The organism is Promicromonospora kroppenstedtii (assembly GCF_044389675.1).
In the GTDB taxonomy this organism is placed as follows: Bacteria; Actinomycetota; Actinomycetes; order Actinomycetales; family Cellulomonadaceae; genus Promicromonospora; species Promicromonospora kroppenstedtii.
In genome coordinates this window covers 278322-295476 of the sequence record NZ_JBIRYI010000008.1, presented here as the reverse complement: position 1 = coordinate 295476, position 17155 = coordinate 278322, and the positions used below count along the sequence as shown (strand labels likewise).

Annotated in this window: 13 protein-coding genes and 1 tRNA gene; 5 read left to right on the top strand and 9 right to left on the bottom strand. The window is 71.4% G+C overall.

The genetic code is table 11. The features are described from left to right. The first annotated feature begins 20 nt into the window (after nt 1-20). Together ACH47X_RS15155 and ACH47X_RS15150 are read left to right on the top strand one after the other, a co-directional pair. Entirely contained in the window at nt 21-1190 is a 1170-nt protein-coding gene (locus ACH47X_RS15155) for a Gfo/Idh/MocA family protein (protein WP_397405434.1), read from the top strand. Then, a complete protein-coding gene (locus ACH47X_RS15150; protein ID WP_397405433.1) occupies nt 1190-2284 on the top strand; it encodes a Gfo/Idh/MocA family protein in 1095 nt (364 codons plus the stop codon). The genes ACH47X_RS15155 and ACH47X_RS15150 overlap by 1 nt, the downstream gene beginning before the upstream one ends. A gap of 234 nt (nt 2285-2518) precedes the next feature. Here ACH47X_RS15150 and ACH47X_RS15145 read toward each other — a convergent pair whose 3' ends face one another. From ACH47X_RS15145 to ACH47X_RS15130, 4 genes are all read right to left on the bottom strand, one after another. Beyond that, nucleotides 2519-3148 (bottom strand): TetR/AcrR family transcriptional regulator, encoded by a 630-nt coding sequence (locus tag ACH47X_RS15145; RefSeq protein ID WP_397405432.1) that lies wholly within the window; start codon nt 3146-3148, stop codon nt 2519-2521. 55 nt (nt 3149-3203) lie between these two features. Next, complete coding sequence (locus ACH47X_RS15140; protein WP_397405431.1) at nt 3204-3917, bottom strand: ABC transporter ATP-binding protein; 714 nt, start codon at nt 3915-3917, stop codon at nt 3204-3206. Further along, entirely contained in the window at nt 3914-5053 is a 1140-nt protein-coding gene (locus ACH47X_RS15135; RefSeq protein ID WP_397405430.1) for an ABC transporter permease, read from the bottom strand. The genes ACH47X_RS15140 and ACH47X_RS15135 overlap by 4 nt, the downstream gene beginning before the upstream one ends. A 517-nt stretch (nt 5054-5570) precedes the next feature. After that, nucleotides 5571-5644 (bottom strand) — tRNA-Met (locus ACH47X_RS15130). 111 nt (nt 5645-5755) lie between these two features. On the opposite strand from ACH47X_RS15130, the gene ACH47X_RS15125 reads away from it, so the two are divergent. Next, entirely contained in the window at nt 5756-6574 is an 819-nt protein-coding gene (locus ACH47X_RS15125) for a nicotianamine synthase family protein (protein ID WP_397405429.1), read from the top strand. Between the two features lie 65 nt (nt 6575-6639). Here ACH47X_RS15125 and ACH47X_RS15120 read toward each other — a convergent pair whose 3' ends face one another. Next, nucleotides 6640-9657 (bottom strand): UPF0182 family membrane protein, encoded by a 3018-nt coding sequence (locus tag ACH47X_RS15120; RefSeq protein ID WP_397405428.1) that lies wholly within the window; start codon nt 9655-9657, stop codon nt 6640-6642. A 144-nt stretch (nt 9658-9801) separates the two neighbouring features. Beyond that, nucleotides 9802-10902: a PDZ domain-containing protein gene (locus tag ACH47X_RS15115; RefSeq protein WP_397405447.1), complete on the bottom strand. Its 1101-nt coding sequence runs from the start codon at nt 10900-10902 to the stop codon at nt 9802-9804. A 139-nt stretch (nt 10903-11041) separates the two neighbouring features. Between ACH47X_RS15115 and ACH47X_RS15110 the strand changes: the two genes are divergently transcribed. Further along, nucleotides 11042-11584, top strand: coding sequence for a SprT-like domain-containing protein (locus tag ACH47X_RS15110; protein ID WP_397405427.1), 543 nt, complete (start codon nt 11042-11044; stop codon nt 11582-11584). 1 nt (nt 11585) lies between these two features. Here the strand turns inward: ACH47X_RS15110 and ACH47X_RS15105 are convergent, their stop codons facing one another. After that, nucleotides 11586-13004: a zinc-dependent metalloprotease gene (locus ACH47X_RS15105; protein WP_036966963.1), complete on the bottom strand. Its 1419-nt coding sequence runs from the start codon at nt 13002-13004 to the stop codon at nt 11586-11588. Between the two features lie 150 nt (nt 13005-13154). Between ACH47X_RS15105 and ACH47X_RS15100 the strand changes: the two genes are divergently transcribed. Next, a complete protein-coding gene (locus ACH47X_RS15100; RefSeq protein WP_397405426.1) occupies nt 13155-14210 on the top strand; it encodes a ThiF family adenylyltransferase in 1056 nt (351 codons plus the stop codon). A gap of 11 nt (nt 14211-14221) precedes the next feature. Here the strand turns inward: ACH47X_RS15100 and ACH47X_RS15095 are convergent, their stop codons facing one another. After that, a complete protein-coding gene (locus ACH47X_RS15095) occupies nt 14222-14587 on the bottom strand; it encodes a WhiB family transcriptional regulator (protein WP_026365865.1) in 366 nt (121 codons plus the stop codon). Nucleotides 14588-15087: 500 nt separating this feature from the next. Then, nucleotides 15088-17151: an ATP-dependent helicase gene (locus ACH47X_RS15090; protein WP_397405425.1), complete on the bottom strand. Its 2064-nt coding sequence runs from the start codon at nt 17149-17151 to the stop codon at nt 15088-15090. Nucleotides 17152-17155: the final 4 nt, after the last annotated feature.

The following is a 17155-nucleotide window of genomic DNA, read 5'->3' as shown; positions in this document are numbered from 1 at the left end:
GGACGCCAACCGGAGGAACCATGCTCAAGATCGGCATCGTCGGGACCGGCGGTATCGCCGGCGCGCACGCCGAGGGATACCGTCGCTTCGCGCAGGAGTGCGAGGTGGTCGCGGTCTGCGACATCGTCCCGGGCAAGGCCGCGGAGCAGCGGGCCCGGCTGCAGGTGCCCGAGGCGCGGGCCTACGAGAGCATCGAGGAGCTGCTGGCCGCCGAGCCGGACCTCGACCTGGTGAGCATCACGACGCCGCCGTCCTCCCACGCGGAGCTGACGATCACGGCGCTGCGCGCCGGCGTCGACGTACTGGTCGAGAAGCCGATGGCGCCCTCCCTGGAGGAGTGCGACGCGATGATCGCGGCCGCCGCCGAGCACGACCGCGTGCTGTCCGTGGTGGCACAGAACCGGTTCCGCGACGACATGGCCACGCTCAAGGAGGTGCTGGACTCGGGTCTGGCCGGGCCGGTCTCGCACGTCCAGGTGAACTCGGCGTGGTGGCGCGGCACGGCGTACTACGACCTGTGGTGGCGCGGCACGTGGGAGTCGGAGGGCGGCGGCTGCACGCTGAACCACGCGATCCACCACCTCGACCTGACCCAGTGGATGCTCGGCGCCCCGCGGGCCGTCACCGCCGTACTGACCAACGCCGCGCACGAGAACGCCGAGGTCGAGGACCTCTCCGTGGCCGTGCTGCAGTACGACCGCGCCCTGGCGGAGGTGACCAGCTCGGTGGTGCACCACGGCGAGGAGCAGGCGATCGTGGTGCAGGGCCGAGACGCCCGCGTCTCGCAGCCGTGGAAGGTGGTGGCCTCGGCGGCCTCGCCGAACGGCTTCCCCGCGCCCGACGGCAACCCCGAGCGCGTGGCGAAGATCGAGGCGCTGGCCGCGGCCCGGCAACCGCTGGCCCACCTGGGGCACAACGGCCAGATCGGGGACACGCTCGAGGCCGTGCGGGACCGCCGCGTGCCCGCCGTCACGGGCGCCGACGGCCGCCGCGCCGTCGAGCTCGTCACCGCGATCTACCAGGCGGGCATCGAGCGCCGCACCGTCGACCTGCCGCTGCAGCCCGACGACCCCTACTACCGTACGGGGACCCTGGTGGCACGGGCGCCCCACTTCTTCGAGAAGACCGCGTCGGTGGGCGACCTGCCCGGCGCGATCACGGTCGGCAGCAGCAACCAGGAGGCAAACTGATGAACGCGACCAGCGGCGCCGACTACGCGCCCGAGCCGGTGCCGGACCCCGTGGTGAGCGCGGGCGACTTCCCGTTCGCGGCGGTGCGGCTCGACCACGGCCACATCTACGGCATGGCCGAGGGCCTCCAGGCCGCGGGCGGCACCGTGAAGTGGGTGTACGACCCGGACCCGGCGAAGGTGGAGGCCTTCCGCGCCAAGTTCCCGGACGTGCGCGTCGCGCGCAGCGAGGACGAGGTGTTCGACGACGACGAGGTGCGCCTGGTCGCCGGCGCCGCCGTCACGTCGGAGCGCGCGGCCCTCGGCCTGCGCGCCATCGAGGCCGGCAAGGACTACTTCACCGACAAGGCCCCGCTGACCACGCTCGACCAGCTCGCCGCGGCCCGCGAGGCCACCGCGCGGACGGGACGCAAGTACGCCGTCTACTACTCCGAGCGCATCCACGTCGAGGCGGCGGTCCTGGCCGACCAGCTCGTCGAGCGCGGGTCGATCGGCCGCGTGCTGCAGGTCATGGGCCTGGGCCCGCACCGCCTCGGCACCGGCCGCCCGGACTGGTTCTTCGAGAAGGACAGGTACGGCGGCATCCTGTGCGACATCGGCAGCCACAACTTCGAGCAGATGCTGCACTACGCGGACGCCAAGGACGCGACGGTCACGCACGCGGCCATCGCCAACTACAACCACCCGGAGCACCCGGAGCTGGACGACTTCGGCGAGGCCAACATCGCGATGGACAACGGCGCGGCGGGCTACTGCCGCGTCGACTGGTTCACGCCGGACGGCCTGCGGACCTGGGGCGACGGCCGCACGTTCATCCTGGGCACCGAGGGCTACATCGAGCTGCGCAAGTACACGAACGTCGCAACGGACGAGGGCCCTGGGCACGTCTTCCTGGTCAACGGCGAGGGCGAGCACCACCTGGTCGCGAAGGGCAACGTGGGCTACCCGTACTTCGGCCGACTCATCCTCGACTGCCTGGAGCGCACCGAGACCGCGATGACCCAGGAGCACGCGTTCAAGGCCGCGGAGCTGAGCGTCCAGGCGCAGCTCGCGGCCCGGGTGCTCACGCCGTCGGGCGAGGGCGCTTCCGCCTGACCGTTCGCCACTCCCCTTCGAGGCCGGGGTTTCTTCGCTTTGAGCAGGCTCAGAGCGAAGGAGCCCCGGCCTCGAAGTGAGACTCCAGATCTGCCCCCAGGGATCCACTTGAGCGCGTGGTTGATGTTGCCCGTCTCGAGAGCGGTTGTCCGCCTCTCACCGCCGGGCCCTCGACGGTGTCGCAGTGGGCGTGCACCGTCGCGGCGGCACCCGGTGGCGGTCAGGGCTGTCGGCTCACGCCCGCTGCCCGGCAGCCGGCGGACCGTCCGCCGGGGCGGCGAGCCCGGGGGCAAACCGGTCCACGAACGGCGTGACGAGCTCCTGGACGCTCGCCCAGACGTCCTCCAGCGGCGTCCCTGACTCGATCATGCGCGACCCGGAGTTCACGACCGCGTTGATGAGCTCGGCACTGCGCGTCACGTCACTGACACCGAGAGTCCCCAAGGTGTCGGCGAGGGGCTGCAGGAGCTCGTCGTGCATCGCACGGGAGCCTTCCGCGACCGCTCCGGCCGGCCCGACACTCGCCAGCGCCGTCGCCAGCGCGTGCTCGCCCTCCGCGACCAGCTCGAGGTTCGCACGGACATAGGCAAGGATGCGACCGCGGCCGTCGGGGGCGTCGTCCATCGCCCGCGTCACCGTTGCCGACCAGCGAGGAAAGACGTCCTCGACCATGGCACGCAGGAGGTCTTCCGCAGAGCGGAAGTACTGGTAGACGCTGGGGCGGGCGAGCCCGGCACGTTCGGCGAGCGCGGCGAACGTCGGAGGACGTCCCGTCTCGGCGAGGAGGGACCTGGCGGCGTCGAGCAGCGCGCGTTGTTGAGCCGACCGGTGGAGCGCGACGGTAGGGGCACTGATCCGCGGCACGACTCTCCTCTGGATGGGCTCTCGGGCCCCGCGGACGAGGCCCGAGAGCGTGAGCTCAAAGGCTCAGTCTTCCATCTTCCATCTCGACCGTGCGGTCGCAGTGGTCGAGCACGTCGTGGTCGTGGGTGACCATGACCGTCGCGACACCGTGCTCGTGCGTCTCGGCGGCGAGCAGCTGGACCACCTCGTGGCTGCGCGCTCGGTCCAGTGCCGCGGTCGGCTCGTCGACCAGGAGCAGTGCGGGTGAGGTGACAAGTGCCCGGGCGATGCCGACACGCTGCCGCTCCCCACCGGAGAGCTCATGCGGTCGACGCCTCGCCTTGTGCGCCATGCCGACCTGATCCAGCAGGTCCCGGGGTTCTCGGCCAGGGGCACCTCGGACTCCGGCGACGTGCAGCGCGAACCGGAGCTGGTCCTCTGCCGTCAGGGCGGGCAGAAGGTTGCCGGACTGGAAGACGAACCCGATCCGCTCGCGCCGCAGTGCAGCTTGACGGCTGGAGCTGAGGCCGATCACGTCCACTCCGCCCACGTGGACCTGGCCGGAGCCGGGGGTGATGAGCGCGCCGGCGACGGCCAGCAGGCTCGACTTGCCGGAACCGGATGGCCCCACCACGGCCAGGAGCTCTCCCGGCGGAACCGTGAGGCTCACGTCGTCCAGTGCGGTGACGGTCGAGTCGCCGTCACCCAGTTTCAGGGAGACATGGTCGAGGGCGAGCCCCGCCGCCGTGACTGCTGCGGGGTTCGCGACCTGTTCTGCGGTGTGGTTCATCGCTGTCCTCCGAGAGCGGTCAGGGGGTCGACGCGCACGATACGGCCGACGGACGTGGCGGCACCGACGAGGCCGAGGCCGATCAGGAGGGCCGCGGCGAGACCCAGTGGACCCGCCTCGAGTGCGAACGGCATGGGTGTGGAGGTGAGGAACGCACCGAAACCGAGCCCTGCGCCCATCCCGACGGCAGTGGACACGACGAGCACGACGACGGCCTGGCCGAGAGCATCCCGGACGAGGTAGGAGGTCGACGCGCCCATGGCACGGGCGACAGCGATCTCGTGCTTGCGCTGGATGGTCCACACCATGAAGAACGCGCCGACCACGAGAGCGGAGATCGCGTACAGGAAGACCTGGATCAGCTCCAGAGTGAGGGTCTCCGCGGAGTAGCCCGGCGAGCCGTCGAACGACTGCTCGAGTGTCACCGTCGTGGTGCCGGCCGCCGCGTCGCCGGCCGCCGTGTCGATCCCGGCGTCCGGTGCGGATACGAGTGCTACCGCCGTCGCCTCGTCATAGATCTCCGGCCGCGCCTCGGCGCCGTCCGGCACGCCTGCGTGGATCTCCTGCCAGGTGTCCAGGGGCACGTAGGCCACGTCCACGTGCCCGAAGGTGTGCTGGCCGTCCAGGACGCCGATGATCGTGAGTTCGGTCCCGAGGCGGTCGATCGTGACCGTGTCCCCCAGCCCGAGACCGAGGTCGGTCACGGTCTGGCTGACGACGATCCCGCCGTCGGTGCCGAGCCCGCTGCCTTCGATGACATCGTCGGACAGCGGCGCGACGAACGAACCGGGCTCGACGCCGAACAAGGCCAGGTCCACGGGCTCACCGTCAGGCCCCTCCCCGTTGACGAGCTGGTTGCCGAACAGTGCCGCGTCCGCGACTCCCTCCTGGTCCTCCCACCGGGCGAGCTGCTCCCGGTCCACGGTGCTGCGCGAGAACCCGGAGTCGATCGACGTGCCCTCTTCGAAGGCGAACTCCGTCACGGGCAGCTTCTTGAGCCCTGACACGCCATCGTTGACCAGCCCGGACGACAGGCCGGACAGAATGACCACCAGGACGGCGATCAGGGCGACAACACCTCCCATCAGGCCGAATCGTGATCGCGCGAACGACAGCTCGCGCCAGGCGAGGAACATGGCTCTCCCTTCATGCCGGCACCAGTTGCCGACGCACCGTTGGGAACTTTACCAACAGCGCGTCGGCAACTTCCGTTCCCTCCTGTGTGAGATCGCTCATGTGCGTCAGGACTGCGGCGGAGGCGCTGCATCGTGCCGCCCCATCCCGCGGGGACACGGCACCGGGCCGGGGCGACCAGCGATGGGCCCGTCGAGCACCTCAGCCCTGTCGGGCGACCGGGCGAACGCGCGCACATCCGCGCCACGACCCACACCTGAACCGACGCCCCGCGGGCATGTTGCAGGCCACCGGTTTCTCACCGGTACCGGGGCCCGCCACGGGGAATTCACGCATCGGCTTGCGGGGCATCATCAGCCGGCCTCATGGTGTCGGTGCCGCTTGGGCGGACGCATGAGCGCCGATCCTGTCCGACGGCGTACCGGCGGCGCCGTGGGCGGAAACGTGAGTTTCTGGAGACCGGGTTCAAGACTGAAGGCCCTGACCTGTGCATCTGCACTGGTCAGGGCCTTCATTTTGTAGCGGGGGCAGGATTTGAACCTGCGACCTCTGGGTTATGAGCCCAGCGAGCTACCGAGCTGCTCCACCCCGCGTCGGTGATCCCTACTTTACGCACCCCGAGCGACGAAGTGCAAACCGGGCTGCCCGGTCGAGACGCAGGTCACAGCCGGTCGAACCGATCCGGCCGTGGAACCATCGTCCCCATGACGACGGAGCTGAGCGATACCACCCTGTCCGCCGACCGGATCGTCCACCTCACCGACCAGCTTGCCGCACTGCCCCACCTGCGCCCCGATCCCGGCACCAACGCCCTGTTCGGCGCCCTGGTGCACACCGTCCTCGCGACGCCGGAACGCCAGGCCAGGGATCTGCTGGACCACCCGGAGGTCCGGCGCCGCAAGGGCGCCATCCGCGACCTCTCCGCCCGGGGCGAGACCGAGCTCGAGCGGGCCTGGGCGGAGCACGTCGCCACCGCCCCGGACGCCCGGGCCGCCCTCGACGCCTTCCCCTACCTCGACAACTACCGCCGACTCACGGCCCTGGAGGCCGGGCTCGTGCTGCACGCGAACGGCGGCACCGCGACGTCGGTCGCGGTCCTCGGCTGCGGGCCGCTCCCCCTGAGCACCCTCGGCTACGCCGCCTCGCTGGACGCCCCCGTCGTCGGGATCGACCGGGACGCCACGGCGGTGGGCCTGGCCCGGCGGGTCGGCGCGCGCCTCGGGTCACAGACAGTCCGGTTCGAGCAGGCCGACGCCGCCGACGTCGGCCTCACGGACCACGATGTCGTGGTGCTCGCCGCCCTGGTGGGCGAGACGCCGTCGGCCAAGGCAGAGATCCTGCGGGCGGTGGGCCAGGCGATGCGTCCTGGGGCACTGCTGCTCGCGCGCAGCGCGCGCGGGATGCGCACCCTGCTGTACCCGCCGGTCGACCTGAACGCCATGCCCGGGTTCGAGGTGCTGGAGGTGGTGCACCCCACCGACGACGTCATCAACTCGGTGGTGGTGGCCCGGCGGCTCCCGTAAAAAGCAGTCAGACCTGCAGGTCACCGGAGTGACCTGCAGGTCTGACTGGTGGGGAGACCGGAGGATCAGCCCTGCTGCTGTGCCTCCTCGGCGGCGATCGCTTCCTCCAGCGCCTTCTGCAGCCGGTCCTGCGCCTCGCCGTAGGCGGCCCAGTCACCGGCCCGCTGGGCGGTGTTGGAGTCCTCCAGGGCCTGGCGGGCGTCCTGCAGCGCGGCGTCCAGCTCGGACGACGGCTGCCCGGTGCTCTCCGGCGTGGGCTCGCCGGACGGCTCCTCGGTCGGCTCCTGCGTGGGCTCCGTGCCCGTGTCGCCCTCACCCGTGGGCGGCGCCGTCGGCGCCTCGTCCTCGGCCGCCGCTCCGGCGTCACCCGCCTGGGCGCCCGAATCACCACCGAACACCTGGTCCAGCGCCTCGTCGAGAGTGTCGGCGAAGCCGATGTCGTCACCGAACGAGACCAGCACCTTGCGCAGCAGCGGGAACTGCGTGCCACCGGTCGACTGGATGTACACCGGCTGCACGTACAGGAGGCCGCCGCCCACGGGGAGCGTGAGCTGGTTGCCGCGCCGCACCGTGGAGGCACCGATCTGCAGGATGTTCAGCTGCTCGGAGATGGTCGGGTTCGAGTCGAAGTTGTTCTGCACCTGACCCGGTCCGGGGACGGTCGTGTCCCGTGGGAGCTCCAGCAGGCGTAGCTTGCCGTAGTCCTCGCCCTTCTTGCCCGCCTCGTTGCCCGCGTCCGCGTCCACCGCGAGGAACCCGGTCAGCACCTCTCGGTCGGTGTTACCGCCCGGGATGAACGTAGAGGTCAGCGAGAACGTGGACTCCTCCTGGCCCGGCATCTGCAGCGTCAGGTAGTACGGCGGCTGCAGCGGGGCGGTGGTCGCCTCCGACGTCGGGTCGGTCGGGTTGTTCCAGAAGTCCTGGCCCGAGAAGAACTCGGCCGAGTCCGTCACGTGGTACTGGCTGAGCAGGGTGCGCTGCACCTTGAACAGGTCCTCCGGGTACCGCAGGTGGCTCATCAGGTCGCCGGAGATCTCCGACATCGGCTTGACCGAGGTCGGGAAGACGTTGGTCCAGGCCTTCAGGATCGGGTCCTGGTCGTCCCACGCGTACAGGTCGACCGAACCGTCGTAGGCGTCGACCGTGGCCTTCACCGAGTTCCGGATGTAGTTGACCTCCTCCGGCAGCTCGACCGGGGCACCGGCCTGCTGGGTGAGGGTGTCCGCCACGGCCTCGTCGAGCGGGGTCGATGTCGAGTACGGGACGGCGTCGCTGGTCGTGTACGCGTCGACGATCCACTTCACGCGGCCGTCGACGACCGCCGGGTAGACGCGGTTGTCGAGGGTCAGCCACGGCGCGACCTTGCTGACGCGCTGCTGCGGGTCCCGGTCGTACAGGATCTGCGACTCGCTGGTCACGCGGTCGGAGAACAGGAGCTGCTCCTCGCCGAACTTCAGCGCGTACAGCAGCTTGCTGCCGAACGTACCGACGTCGGGGCCGGCGTCGCCGGTGAAGGTCGTGTTGACCTGGCCACCGTCGTCGGCGTCGTCCGCCTGGTAGTCGAGCTCCCACGCCTCGGTGCCCTCGGGCGCGCCGACGATCGAGTACGTGGTGGTGCTCGGGCTGAAGTAGATGCGCGGCTCGTACTCGCCCTCGAGGTCGGTGATCGCGCCCTGCGACGGGATACCGCCCTCGAAGAACGCCGGGCGGCCGTCCGGGCCCGGCTGGTTGCCGTACGCGGCGACGACGCCGTAGCCGTGCGTGTACACGGTGTGGTCGTTGACCCAGTTGCGCTGGTCCTGGCCCAGGCCGTCGAGGTTCAGCTCGCGCACCGCGATCACGGTGTCGCGCGACTCGCCGTCGATCTCGTACTTGTCGACCGAGAGGGAGTCGTTGAAGTTGTAGTACTGCTTGTTCTGCTGCAGCTGGCGGAACGACGGCGACACGATCTGCGGGTCCAGGAGCCGGATGGACGCCGCGGTGTCGGCGTCGGCGCGCAGGGCGCCTTCCTCGGCCTGGGTCGTGGCGTCGTACGGTTCCTTCTCGACGTCGTCGATGCCGAAGGCCGACAGCGTCGCGTCGATGTTGCGCTGGATGTACTCGCTCTCCAGCTCCTGCGCGTTCGGGTTCACCTGGAAGCGCTGGACGACGGCGGGGTAGATGCCGCCGATCGCGATGGCCGAGACCACCATGAGCCCGACGCCGATCGCCGGCAGGCGCCAGTCGCCCCGGAAGGCGGTGACGATGAACAGCGCGGCCACAAAGATCGCGACCACCGCGAGGATGCCCTTGGCGGGGATCACGGCGTGCACGTCGGAGTAGGAGGCGCCGTCGAACCGGTCGCCGGCGTTGGTCAGGATCGAGTACCGGTCCAGCCAGTAGTTGGCGGCGATCAGGAGCAGCAGCGCTGCGCCGATCACGGCCAGGTGGATGCGCGCGGCGGGCGTGGTGCGAGGACCGCCGGCTGCGGCCGGGCCCACCCGGAGGCCGCCGTACAGGTAGTGCGTGATCACTCCGGCGATGCCGGCGATCACCACGACCGAGATGAGGAACCCGACGGTGAACCGCAGCGCCGGAAGCATGAAGACGAAGAACCCGAGGTCCATGCCGAACTGCGGGTCGTTCTCGCCGAACGGCTCGCTGTTGAAGGCCAGGAGCACGGTGCGCCACTGCGCGGAGGCCGCGACGCCGGCGAAGAAGCCGACGAGCACGGGAGCCGCGATCATCACGACCCGGCGCAGGGGCTCGACGGCCTCGCGGTACTGGTCGAGCGTGGCCTGCTCGGGGGTGCTCGGGGCGTAGACGGGGCGGGAGCGGTAGGCCGCGGTGAACGACCAGAACACGGCACCCGCCATGATCACGAACCCACCGGCGAACAGAGCGGCGCGCATGCCCCACTCGGTCCAGATCACCCGGGAGAAACCGAGCTGCCCGAACCACATCACCTCGGTCCAGAACTGCGCTAGGAGGAGCAGGGCCGCGATGACGACGGCGACCGCGACGACCGCCACCCCCAGGGGACTGCGTCGTCGGGCTCGGGGTGCGCCGCCGGATGGGCGACGGGGTGCTGCGGCGAAGGACACTTCTGCGTTACCTCACGTCATGAATGGTTGGGCCGTACGCAGGTGGAACGGCCAGGCTCTGGTCAAGGTTCCCACCACAAGGTTCCCACATCCTCCAGATGTGCAACACGTGGTCAACGACTCGGCAGGTGCGTCACGGATGCGTCAGGAGCACGTCGGGAGGTCGGCCCCCTCGCCCCGCCCGATCTGCTCGACGGCGTCCCGCGCCTCGGCCAGCGTGCCCACCCGGACCACGCGCAGCCCGTCGGGCACGTTGCCCACCACCTGGTCGCAGTTGTCCACCGGTGCCAGGAACCAGTCGGCGCCGTCGCGCTGCGCGCCGTACAACTTCTGCTCGATGCCGCCGATCGGGCCCACGGTGCCCTCGGGGCTCATGGTCCCGGTGCCGGCGATGACCTCGCCGTTCGCCTCGTCCTCGGGCGTGAGCTTGTCGATGATGCCGAGCGCGAACATCGTCCCCGCGCTGGGGCCGCCGATGTTCTCGATCTCGATGGAGACGTCCACCGGGAAGTCGTAGTGCGGGTCGATGAAGACGCCGAGCACGGCACGCTGGCCGTTGTCGGCGGTCGTGATGGTGACGTCCTCGGTACCGTTGCCGCGCTTCACGCCGAGCGTCACGTCGTCGCCCGGCGTCGTGTCGGCCAGCCCGTCGATGAGGTCGGCGTAGGTGCCCACGGGCTCACCCTGGAACTCGGTGATGACGTCGCCCTCCTCCAGCTTGCCCTCCGCCCCGGACCCGGGCTCCGTGCCGGCGACGTCGAGCACGGCGGGCACGTCGTAGCCGAGCTCGGTCAGCGCCGCCGCGGTGGCCGACTCCTGCGAGGACACCATCTCCGCCTGGCTGACCTCCTGCTGCTCCTCCTTGGTGGTCGCCTCGGGGAAGATCGCCTCCACGGGGAGCACGGAGCGCCGCGGGTCCAGCCAGCCCTGGATCACCTGGCCGGCCAGCATCGGATAGCCCGGCCCGCCCAGCACGGAGACGGTGGTGAGGCGCAGCTCGCCCGTGGACTCGTAGGTGCGGGCGCCCTCGATCTGGATCAGGTTGCGCTCCAGCGTGTCCTCCGTGGGCCCCGGTGAGCGCATGGCGTACGGCGTGGGCACGACCAGCGCCAACGCGGACAGGACGGCGGTGAGCAGCAAGGACACCCCCAGCGTGACCGTGCGGCGCGAGATCGGCGCAGCCGCGGTGCCCGAGTCGTCGAACGGCGACGGCTCGGGTTGCGAAGAGTGCTGGAGGTCGCGCATGTCAGTCACCGGCCCATCATTCCTCACTTGGCTGAGGGTTCCGTGAATCGCACCCCACAACAGCCCGTTAGGCAAAGTTTTTCCACTTGAACGGTGTGTTATACCCCACCTCGACGCCGATAACCGGTACGGTCGTTCCGTGGCCCACGACGCCCTGACGTCCGTGGAGGTACGCCGGAGCCTCCGGCGGACCGCCACGGTGAGCGCATACCGCGACGGTGGACGGACCATCGTCGCCATTCCTGCGCGCTTCTCTCGAGCGCAGGAACGGGAGTGGGTGGCGAAGATGGTAGCCCGGCTCGAGGACAAGGAGCGGCGCCGCCGCCCGTCCGACCAGGAGCTCGCCGACCGCGCTGCCGAGCTCTCCGCCAAGTACCTCGACGGCCGCGCCCGCCCCTCCAGCGTGCGCTGGTCGAACAACCAGGGCCGGCGCTGGGGGTCGTGCACGCTGCTGGACGGCTCGATCCGCATCTCGACCCGGCTGCAGGGCATGCCCGGGTGGGTGCTCGACTACGTGCTGCTGCACGAGCTGGCGCACCTGCTGCACGCCGGCCACGGACCGGAGTTCTGGAAGATCCTCGAGGTCTACCCCCGCACGGACCGGGCGCGCGGCTTCCTGGAGGGCGCGTCGTTCACGCAGGACGACCCGGGGACCGCCACACCGGACGACGAGCAGGACTGACCTACTTCTCCGGGTCCGCGGCGTCGTCCGGGTCGCCCTCGCCGAAGATCTCCTTGAGCGCCGCGTCGATGTCGGCGTGCTCGTTCTCCGCCGCCTCGCGGCGCACCAGGTAGCCGGACGGGTCGTCCAGGTCCTGGGTGCCGGGCAGCAGGTCCGGGTGGTCCCACACCGCGTCGCGCCCCTCGGTGCCCTGGGCGCGGGCCACGATCGAGAACAGGGTCGCCGCGTCGCGCGAGCGGCGCGGCCGCAGCTCCAGCCCGACCAGGGTCGAGAACGTCTGCTCCGCCGGACCGCCCGCGGCCCTGCGGCGGCGGATCATCTCGCGCAGCGGGATGGCGTGCGGCAGGTGCGGCAGGGCGGCCATGGCGCTGACCTCGTCCACCCAGCCCTCCACGAGGGCGAGCGTGGTCTCCAGGTTCAGGAGCACGGCCTTCTGCTCGTCCGTGTTCTGCAGGCCGAAGACCCCGCCGGACAGCGCGCTGCGCAGCGCGTCGGAGTCGGCGAGGTCGATGTCGCGCACCTGGGCCTCGAGCGCGTCGAGGTCGATGGTGATGCCCCGGGCATACCGCTCCACGATCGACAGCAGGTGCGACCGGAGCCACGGGACGTGGGTGAACAGGCGCGCGTGCGCCGCCTCGCGGACCGCGAGGAACTGGCGGACCTCCTCCAGCGGAGCGTCCAGGCCGTCGGCGAACGCGGCCACGTTGGTGGGGAGCAGCACGGTGTCGGGGCTGTCGAGCAGCGGCAGGCCGACGTCGGTGGCGCCGAACACCTCACGCGAGAGCGTGCCGGCCGCCTGACCCACCTGCATGCCGAAGACGGCGGAGCCGAGCCGGCGCATCATCTGGGCCGGGTCGATCGAGCCGCCCAGACCGTGCAGCACGCCGGCGGGCATGCCGGGCACTGCCTCCCCGTCGTCGACGCCCTCGGGGAGCTGGTCACGCAGCACCGTGGCCAGTGCGTCCGCAACCGATGTCGCGACGGGCGCCGCGAGCTCGTTCCACACGGGGAGCGTGGCCTCGACCCACTCGGACCGGTTCCACGCGCGCCTGGTCCCGCCCGCGGGCGGGAGGTCGGTGACGGCGTCGAGCCAGAGCTCGGCCACCCCCAGCGCGTCGGTGGCGTCCTTGGCCTGCTTGCCCGTCAGGGACGGGTCGCCCTCGCTGACGGCGACCTGGCGCGCGACGTCGTGCGCGACGTCGGCGTTGACGGGGCCTGTGCCCTCGGCCGAGAGCATCTTCTGCACCTGGGCCAGGGCGTACTGCATCATCACGGGGTCGGGCGCGCCGCCGAGCGCGGTCGGGTCGATGCCGCGCTCGCGCATCTCGGCCATCACTTCGTCTGCGCCTTCGCCGAGCATGGAGCGCAGCATCTCCTCCCACGACTGGGGAGACTCGCCGGGCTGGTGCTGGTCGCTCATAGTGTTCACCGTAACCGGGTCGGCAAGCGTTGCGCCGTCCATTTGGCTCTGGGCGCAGCCGGGAACTTCCGGCCGGCCGGATGCTTTGAATATCCTCCCGCGCCTGTGGACAACGCACCGGGGGCGCCGCCGTCGGGCATCGTTGCGGACATGACGAGTGCTCCCGCCCTCCGGCTGCGGCCCGGTACGCCCGTGCTCAGCCGCGGCGGCGGTCAGGTGCAGTGCGGTTCCGACCCGCGGTGGTCGTTCGTGCTGTCCGGGCTGGCTCCGGCCGAGGAGTCCTGGCTGGAGGAGATCGCCGAGCGCAGACACGTGACCGTCGAGCAGTCGGCGGCGCGGTGCGGGGTGGGCGCCGAGCGACGCGACGAGATCATGGCCGTGCTGTTCCGGGCCGGCGTGCTGGTGCCCGTCCCGGGCGCGGTCGGCGCGGTGACGGCCCCGGCGGACGGCGCGGCGGACGCGACCGTGCTCGGGATGCTACGACCCGACGGCGCCGGGCTGGCCACGCTCGCCGCCCGCGCGGAGCGGGTCGTGGGGCTCGCAGGTCTGGGCCGGCTGGGTACGGCGGTCGCCCTGCACCTCGCGACGGCGGGGGTGGGCGGCCTGGTGCTGCACGACCCGCTGCCGGTGCAGACCACGGACGTGGGGCTGGGTGGCCTGCGGACCGCCGACGTCGGGCAGTCCCGCGACGCCGCGGTGCGGGCCCTGCTTGCGGAGCGTTCCCCGCGGGTCGCGGTCCGGGTGGACGACGGCGGCGCGGGGCCGGACCCCGAGGCCCTCGACGCCGTGGTGGTCACCGAGCCGCACGCCGCGCACCCGGCGCGGTACCAGCGGCTGCTCGGGCTCGGCGTGCCGCACCTACCGGTCGTGGTGCGCGAGGCCGACGTCGTGGTGGGCCCGCTGGTACGCCCGGGCAGGTCCGCGTGCGTGAGCTGCGTGGACCTCGCCCGCGCGGACGCCGACCGGGAGTGGCCGGCGCTGGCGGCGCAGCTCCGCGAGACGGCGGAGCCGACCCACGAGACCACGCTCGCCGCCGTGGCAGCGGCGACGGCCGCGGGCCAGGTGCTCGCCCAGCTGGACGGGCACCGGCCCACGGCCGTCGGTGCGTGCCTGGAGATCTCCCTGCCGGCCGGGCTCCCCCGAGCCCGGCCGGTGGAGCCGCACCCGCGGTGCGGGTGCGTGGTCCTCCCGGTACGGGCGGCCTGACCAGCGGCGGATCATGCGGCAGCGACGCTCTCCGACTTGCGCGGCCGGCCGCGGCCACGCTTGCGGGCGACGACGGCGCCGTCCACGAAGACCTCACCGCCCCAGACGCCCCACGGCTCGTTGCGCTCGAGAGCGCCCGCGAGGCAGCCCTCGATGAGGGGGCACGTACGGCAGAGGGCCTTGGCCTGCTCCACCTGCGTGCTGTGCTCGGCGAACCACAGCTCCGGGTCGTTGGTACGGCACGGCAGCAGTGTGTCCATGATCCGGTTGAACTCCGCCGAGTCCGAACCGGTCCCGCTCGTGGCGGGGTGTTGAGGCGGGTCCCAGGGGCCCGAGCCGCCCTGGGGAAGAGTGTCGAGGAGCGCAGTGAGGCGCACGGTTGTCTCCTGTGTCCTGAAGGAACGTCGTCGATGAACGTTGGTGGTGCAGGACCCAGGGGCTAGATCCTTGCCGGGCCGGCCGAGGTGGGGCCGGATCTCCGGGCAAGAATTAAGGCCGCGGGTCCTAGGTGGACTCCGCGGCCTGGAACTCTTCGGTCGTCAGACCGGGGAGTCTCCTGGAGATGCGGAGTCGGGTGCGAGAGCGGACGGCTTGACGCCTCCGCGGTGAGTGCGCGCGCGGAAAGGCAGAGCTGCGCCAGTGGCCGGGACGGGCTCGTAGCCGAGCACGTGCTTGCACACCTGCAGATCCGTCTGCGGAATCATGTTCATCTCCAATGCACCCACCTCCTCACTCGAATCCGGGCCAGACCTCTCGGCCTCGCCCACTGCTGTCAGGGACATCTGAACACTATGCCGGGCCGCCGTGGCGAGCCAACTCTTTTTCCAAACTTTCTTGAGAAGTTTTTCGGACTGCCTCGCGAGGCCCCGGAAACGGCTCAAGAAGCCGGAGAACTGGCCACGATCGCGAGGATCGTGGCGCCGTACCGGTCGATCTTCGCAGGACCGATCCCGTTCACGCGAGCAAGTTCGGTCGTGCCCGAAGGTCGGATCTCCGCGATGGCCGCCAGGGTCGCGTCCGTGAGCACCGTGTACGCGGGCTTGTCGGTCTCCTGGGCCACCTGCCGCCGCCACTCGCGCAGGGCGTCGAAGAGTGCGGCGTCGTGCTCGCCGGTCAGCAGTGCGCGGGCCTGCCCCTTGGGCGCGGTCCGTGCCCGCGGCGCGCGGTGCTCTTCCGGCCAGAGCCCGTCCAGGAACCGGGTGCGCTTGCGCGTGGCCCGCCCGCCCGGGTTCCGCGAGCGCCCGAACGACACGTCGAGGTGCTCGCGCGCGCGGGTGATCCCCACGTAGAGCAGGCGGCGCTCCTCGTGCACGGCGTCATCGGTCTCGGCCAGGGAAATGGGCATCAGGCCCTCGCTCATCCCGGCGAGGAACACGGCGTCCCACTCCAGGCCCTTGGCCGCGTGCAGTGAGGCGAGCGTGACGCCCTCGACCGTGGGCGCGTGCTGGGCGGAGGCGCGCTCGTCGAGCTCCGCGACCAGCCCGGACACCGTCGCGGGCTCCTCGGGCGTGGCGGCGGCCGCCAGGTCGTCGGCCAGCGCGACGAGCGCCTGCATCGCATCCCAGCGCTCCCGGGCGGCGCCGCGGCCCGCGGGCGCCCGGTCGGCCCAGCCGGCGGCGGACAGCACGTCGCGCACCTGGTCCGGCATGGACAGCGCCGGGTCGGCGGAACGGGCTGCCCCGCGGAGCAGCACCAGCGCGTCGCGGACCTCCTTGCGCTGGAAGAACCGCTGGCCGCCGCGCACCAGGTAGCCCACACCGGCGTCGGCGAAGGCGGACTCGAACGCCTCGGACTGGGCGTTGGTGCGGTACAGCACGGCGATCTCGCTGGGCTTGACCCCCGATTCGATCAGCCGGGCGGCGCGGGCCGCGATGCCCTTCGCCTCGGCCTCGTCGTCGTCGTACGCCGTGAAGGCGACCGCCGGGCCGGGATCGCGCTGCGCGATCAGCTCGAGCGCCTGGTGCGCGCCGCCCGCGCGGCCGGCGCGCTTGAGCACCTCGTTCGCCAGGTTCACCACCTGGGGCGTGGACCGGTAGTCGCGCACAAGGCGGATCTCCTGCGCCTCCGGGTAGGTGCGCCGGAACTCCAGGAGGTGGCGCGGGGTGGCGCCGGTGAAGGAGTAGATGGTCTGCGACGGGTCACCGACCACGCACAGCTCGTTGCGGCCGCCCAGCCACTGGTCCAGCAGGAACTGCTGCAGCGGCGAGACGTCCTGGTACTCGTCGACGACGAAGTGCCGGTACTGCGAGCGGACCTCGTCGGCCACGATCTTGTGGCTGTTCAGCATGTCCGCGAGCATGAGCAGCACGTCCTCGAAGTCGATGACCTCGCGCTCCGTCTTCACGTCCTCGTAGGCCGTGATCAGCCGGGCCACCGTCTGCGCGTCGTAGCCCGACGGCGCCTCACGGCCGGTCGCGTACGCCGCCTTCTCGTAGTCGTCGGCCGTGACGAGCGAGACCTTGGCCCACTCGACCTCGCTGCTCAGGTCGCGGACCGCCACCCGGTCCACGCTCAGGCCCACCCGCCGCGCGGCCTCGGCCACGATCGGCGCCTTGAACTCCTGCAGGCGCGGCGGGGCGCCGCCCACCACCCGGGGCCAGAAGTAGCCGAGCTGGCGCAGAGCCGCGGAGTGGAACGTGCGGGCCTGCACGCCCTGGACGCCCAGACCCCGCAGCCGGGTGCGCATCTCCCCTGCCGCACGCGCCGTGAACGTCACCGCCAGCACGCTGGTCGGCTTGTACGCCCCGATGCGGACGCCGTAGGCGATGCGGTGCGTGATGGCGCGGGTCTTGCCCGTGCCCGCGCCCGCCAGCACGACCACGGGCCCGTTGAGCGCGAGCGCTACCTCGCGCTGCTCGGGGTCGAGGGCGGTCAGGATCGCGTCGGGGCTCAGCGGTCCAGGATGATTCGAACCACCGGCGGAGTTGGTCTGGGTGAGCATCTCT

Bases quoted from the DNA above. Each gene is read 5' to 3' on its own strand.
- ACH47X_RS15155 (WP_397405434.1), top strand. From the start codon at position 21: ATGCTCAAGATCGGCATCGTCGGGACCGGCGGTATCGCCGGCGCGCAC.
- ACH47X_RS15150 (WP_397405433.1), top strand. From the start codon at position 1,190: ATGAACGCGACCAGCGGCGCCGACTACGCGCCCGAGCCGGTGCCGGAC.
- ACH47X_RS15140 (WP_397405431.1), bottom strand. From the start codon at position 3,917: ATGAACCACACCGCAGAACAGGTCGCGAACCCCGCAGCAGTCACGGCG.
- ACH47X_RS15135 (WP_397405430.1), bottom strand. From the start codon at position 5,053: ATGTTCCTCGCCTGGCGCGAGCTGTCGTTCGCGCGATCACGATTCGGC.
- ACH47X_RS15125 (WP_397405429.1), top strand. From the start codon at position 5,756: ATGACGACGGAGCTGAGCGATACCACCCTGTCCGCCGACCGGATCGTC.
- ACH47X_RS15115 (WP_397405447.1), bottom strand. From the start codon at position 10,902: ATGCGCGACCTCCAGCACTCTTCGCAACCCGAGCCGTCGCCGTTCGAC.
- ACH47X_RS15105 (WP_036966963.1), bottom strand. From the start codon at position 13,004: ATGAGCGACCAGCACCAGCCCGGCGAGTCTCCCCAGTCGTGGGAGGAG.
- ACH47X_RS15100 (WP_397405426.1), top strand. From the start codon at position 13,155: ATGACGAGTGCTCCCGCCCTCCGGCTGCGGCCCGGTACGCCCGTGCTC.
- ACH47X_RS15090 (WP_397405425.1), bottom strand. From the start codon at position 17,151: ATGCTCACCCAGACCAACTCCGCCGGTGGTTCGAATCATCCTGGACCG.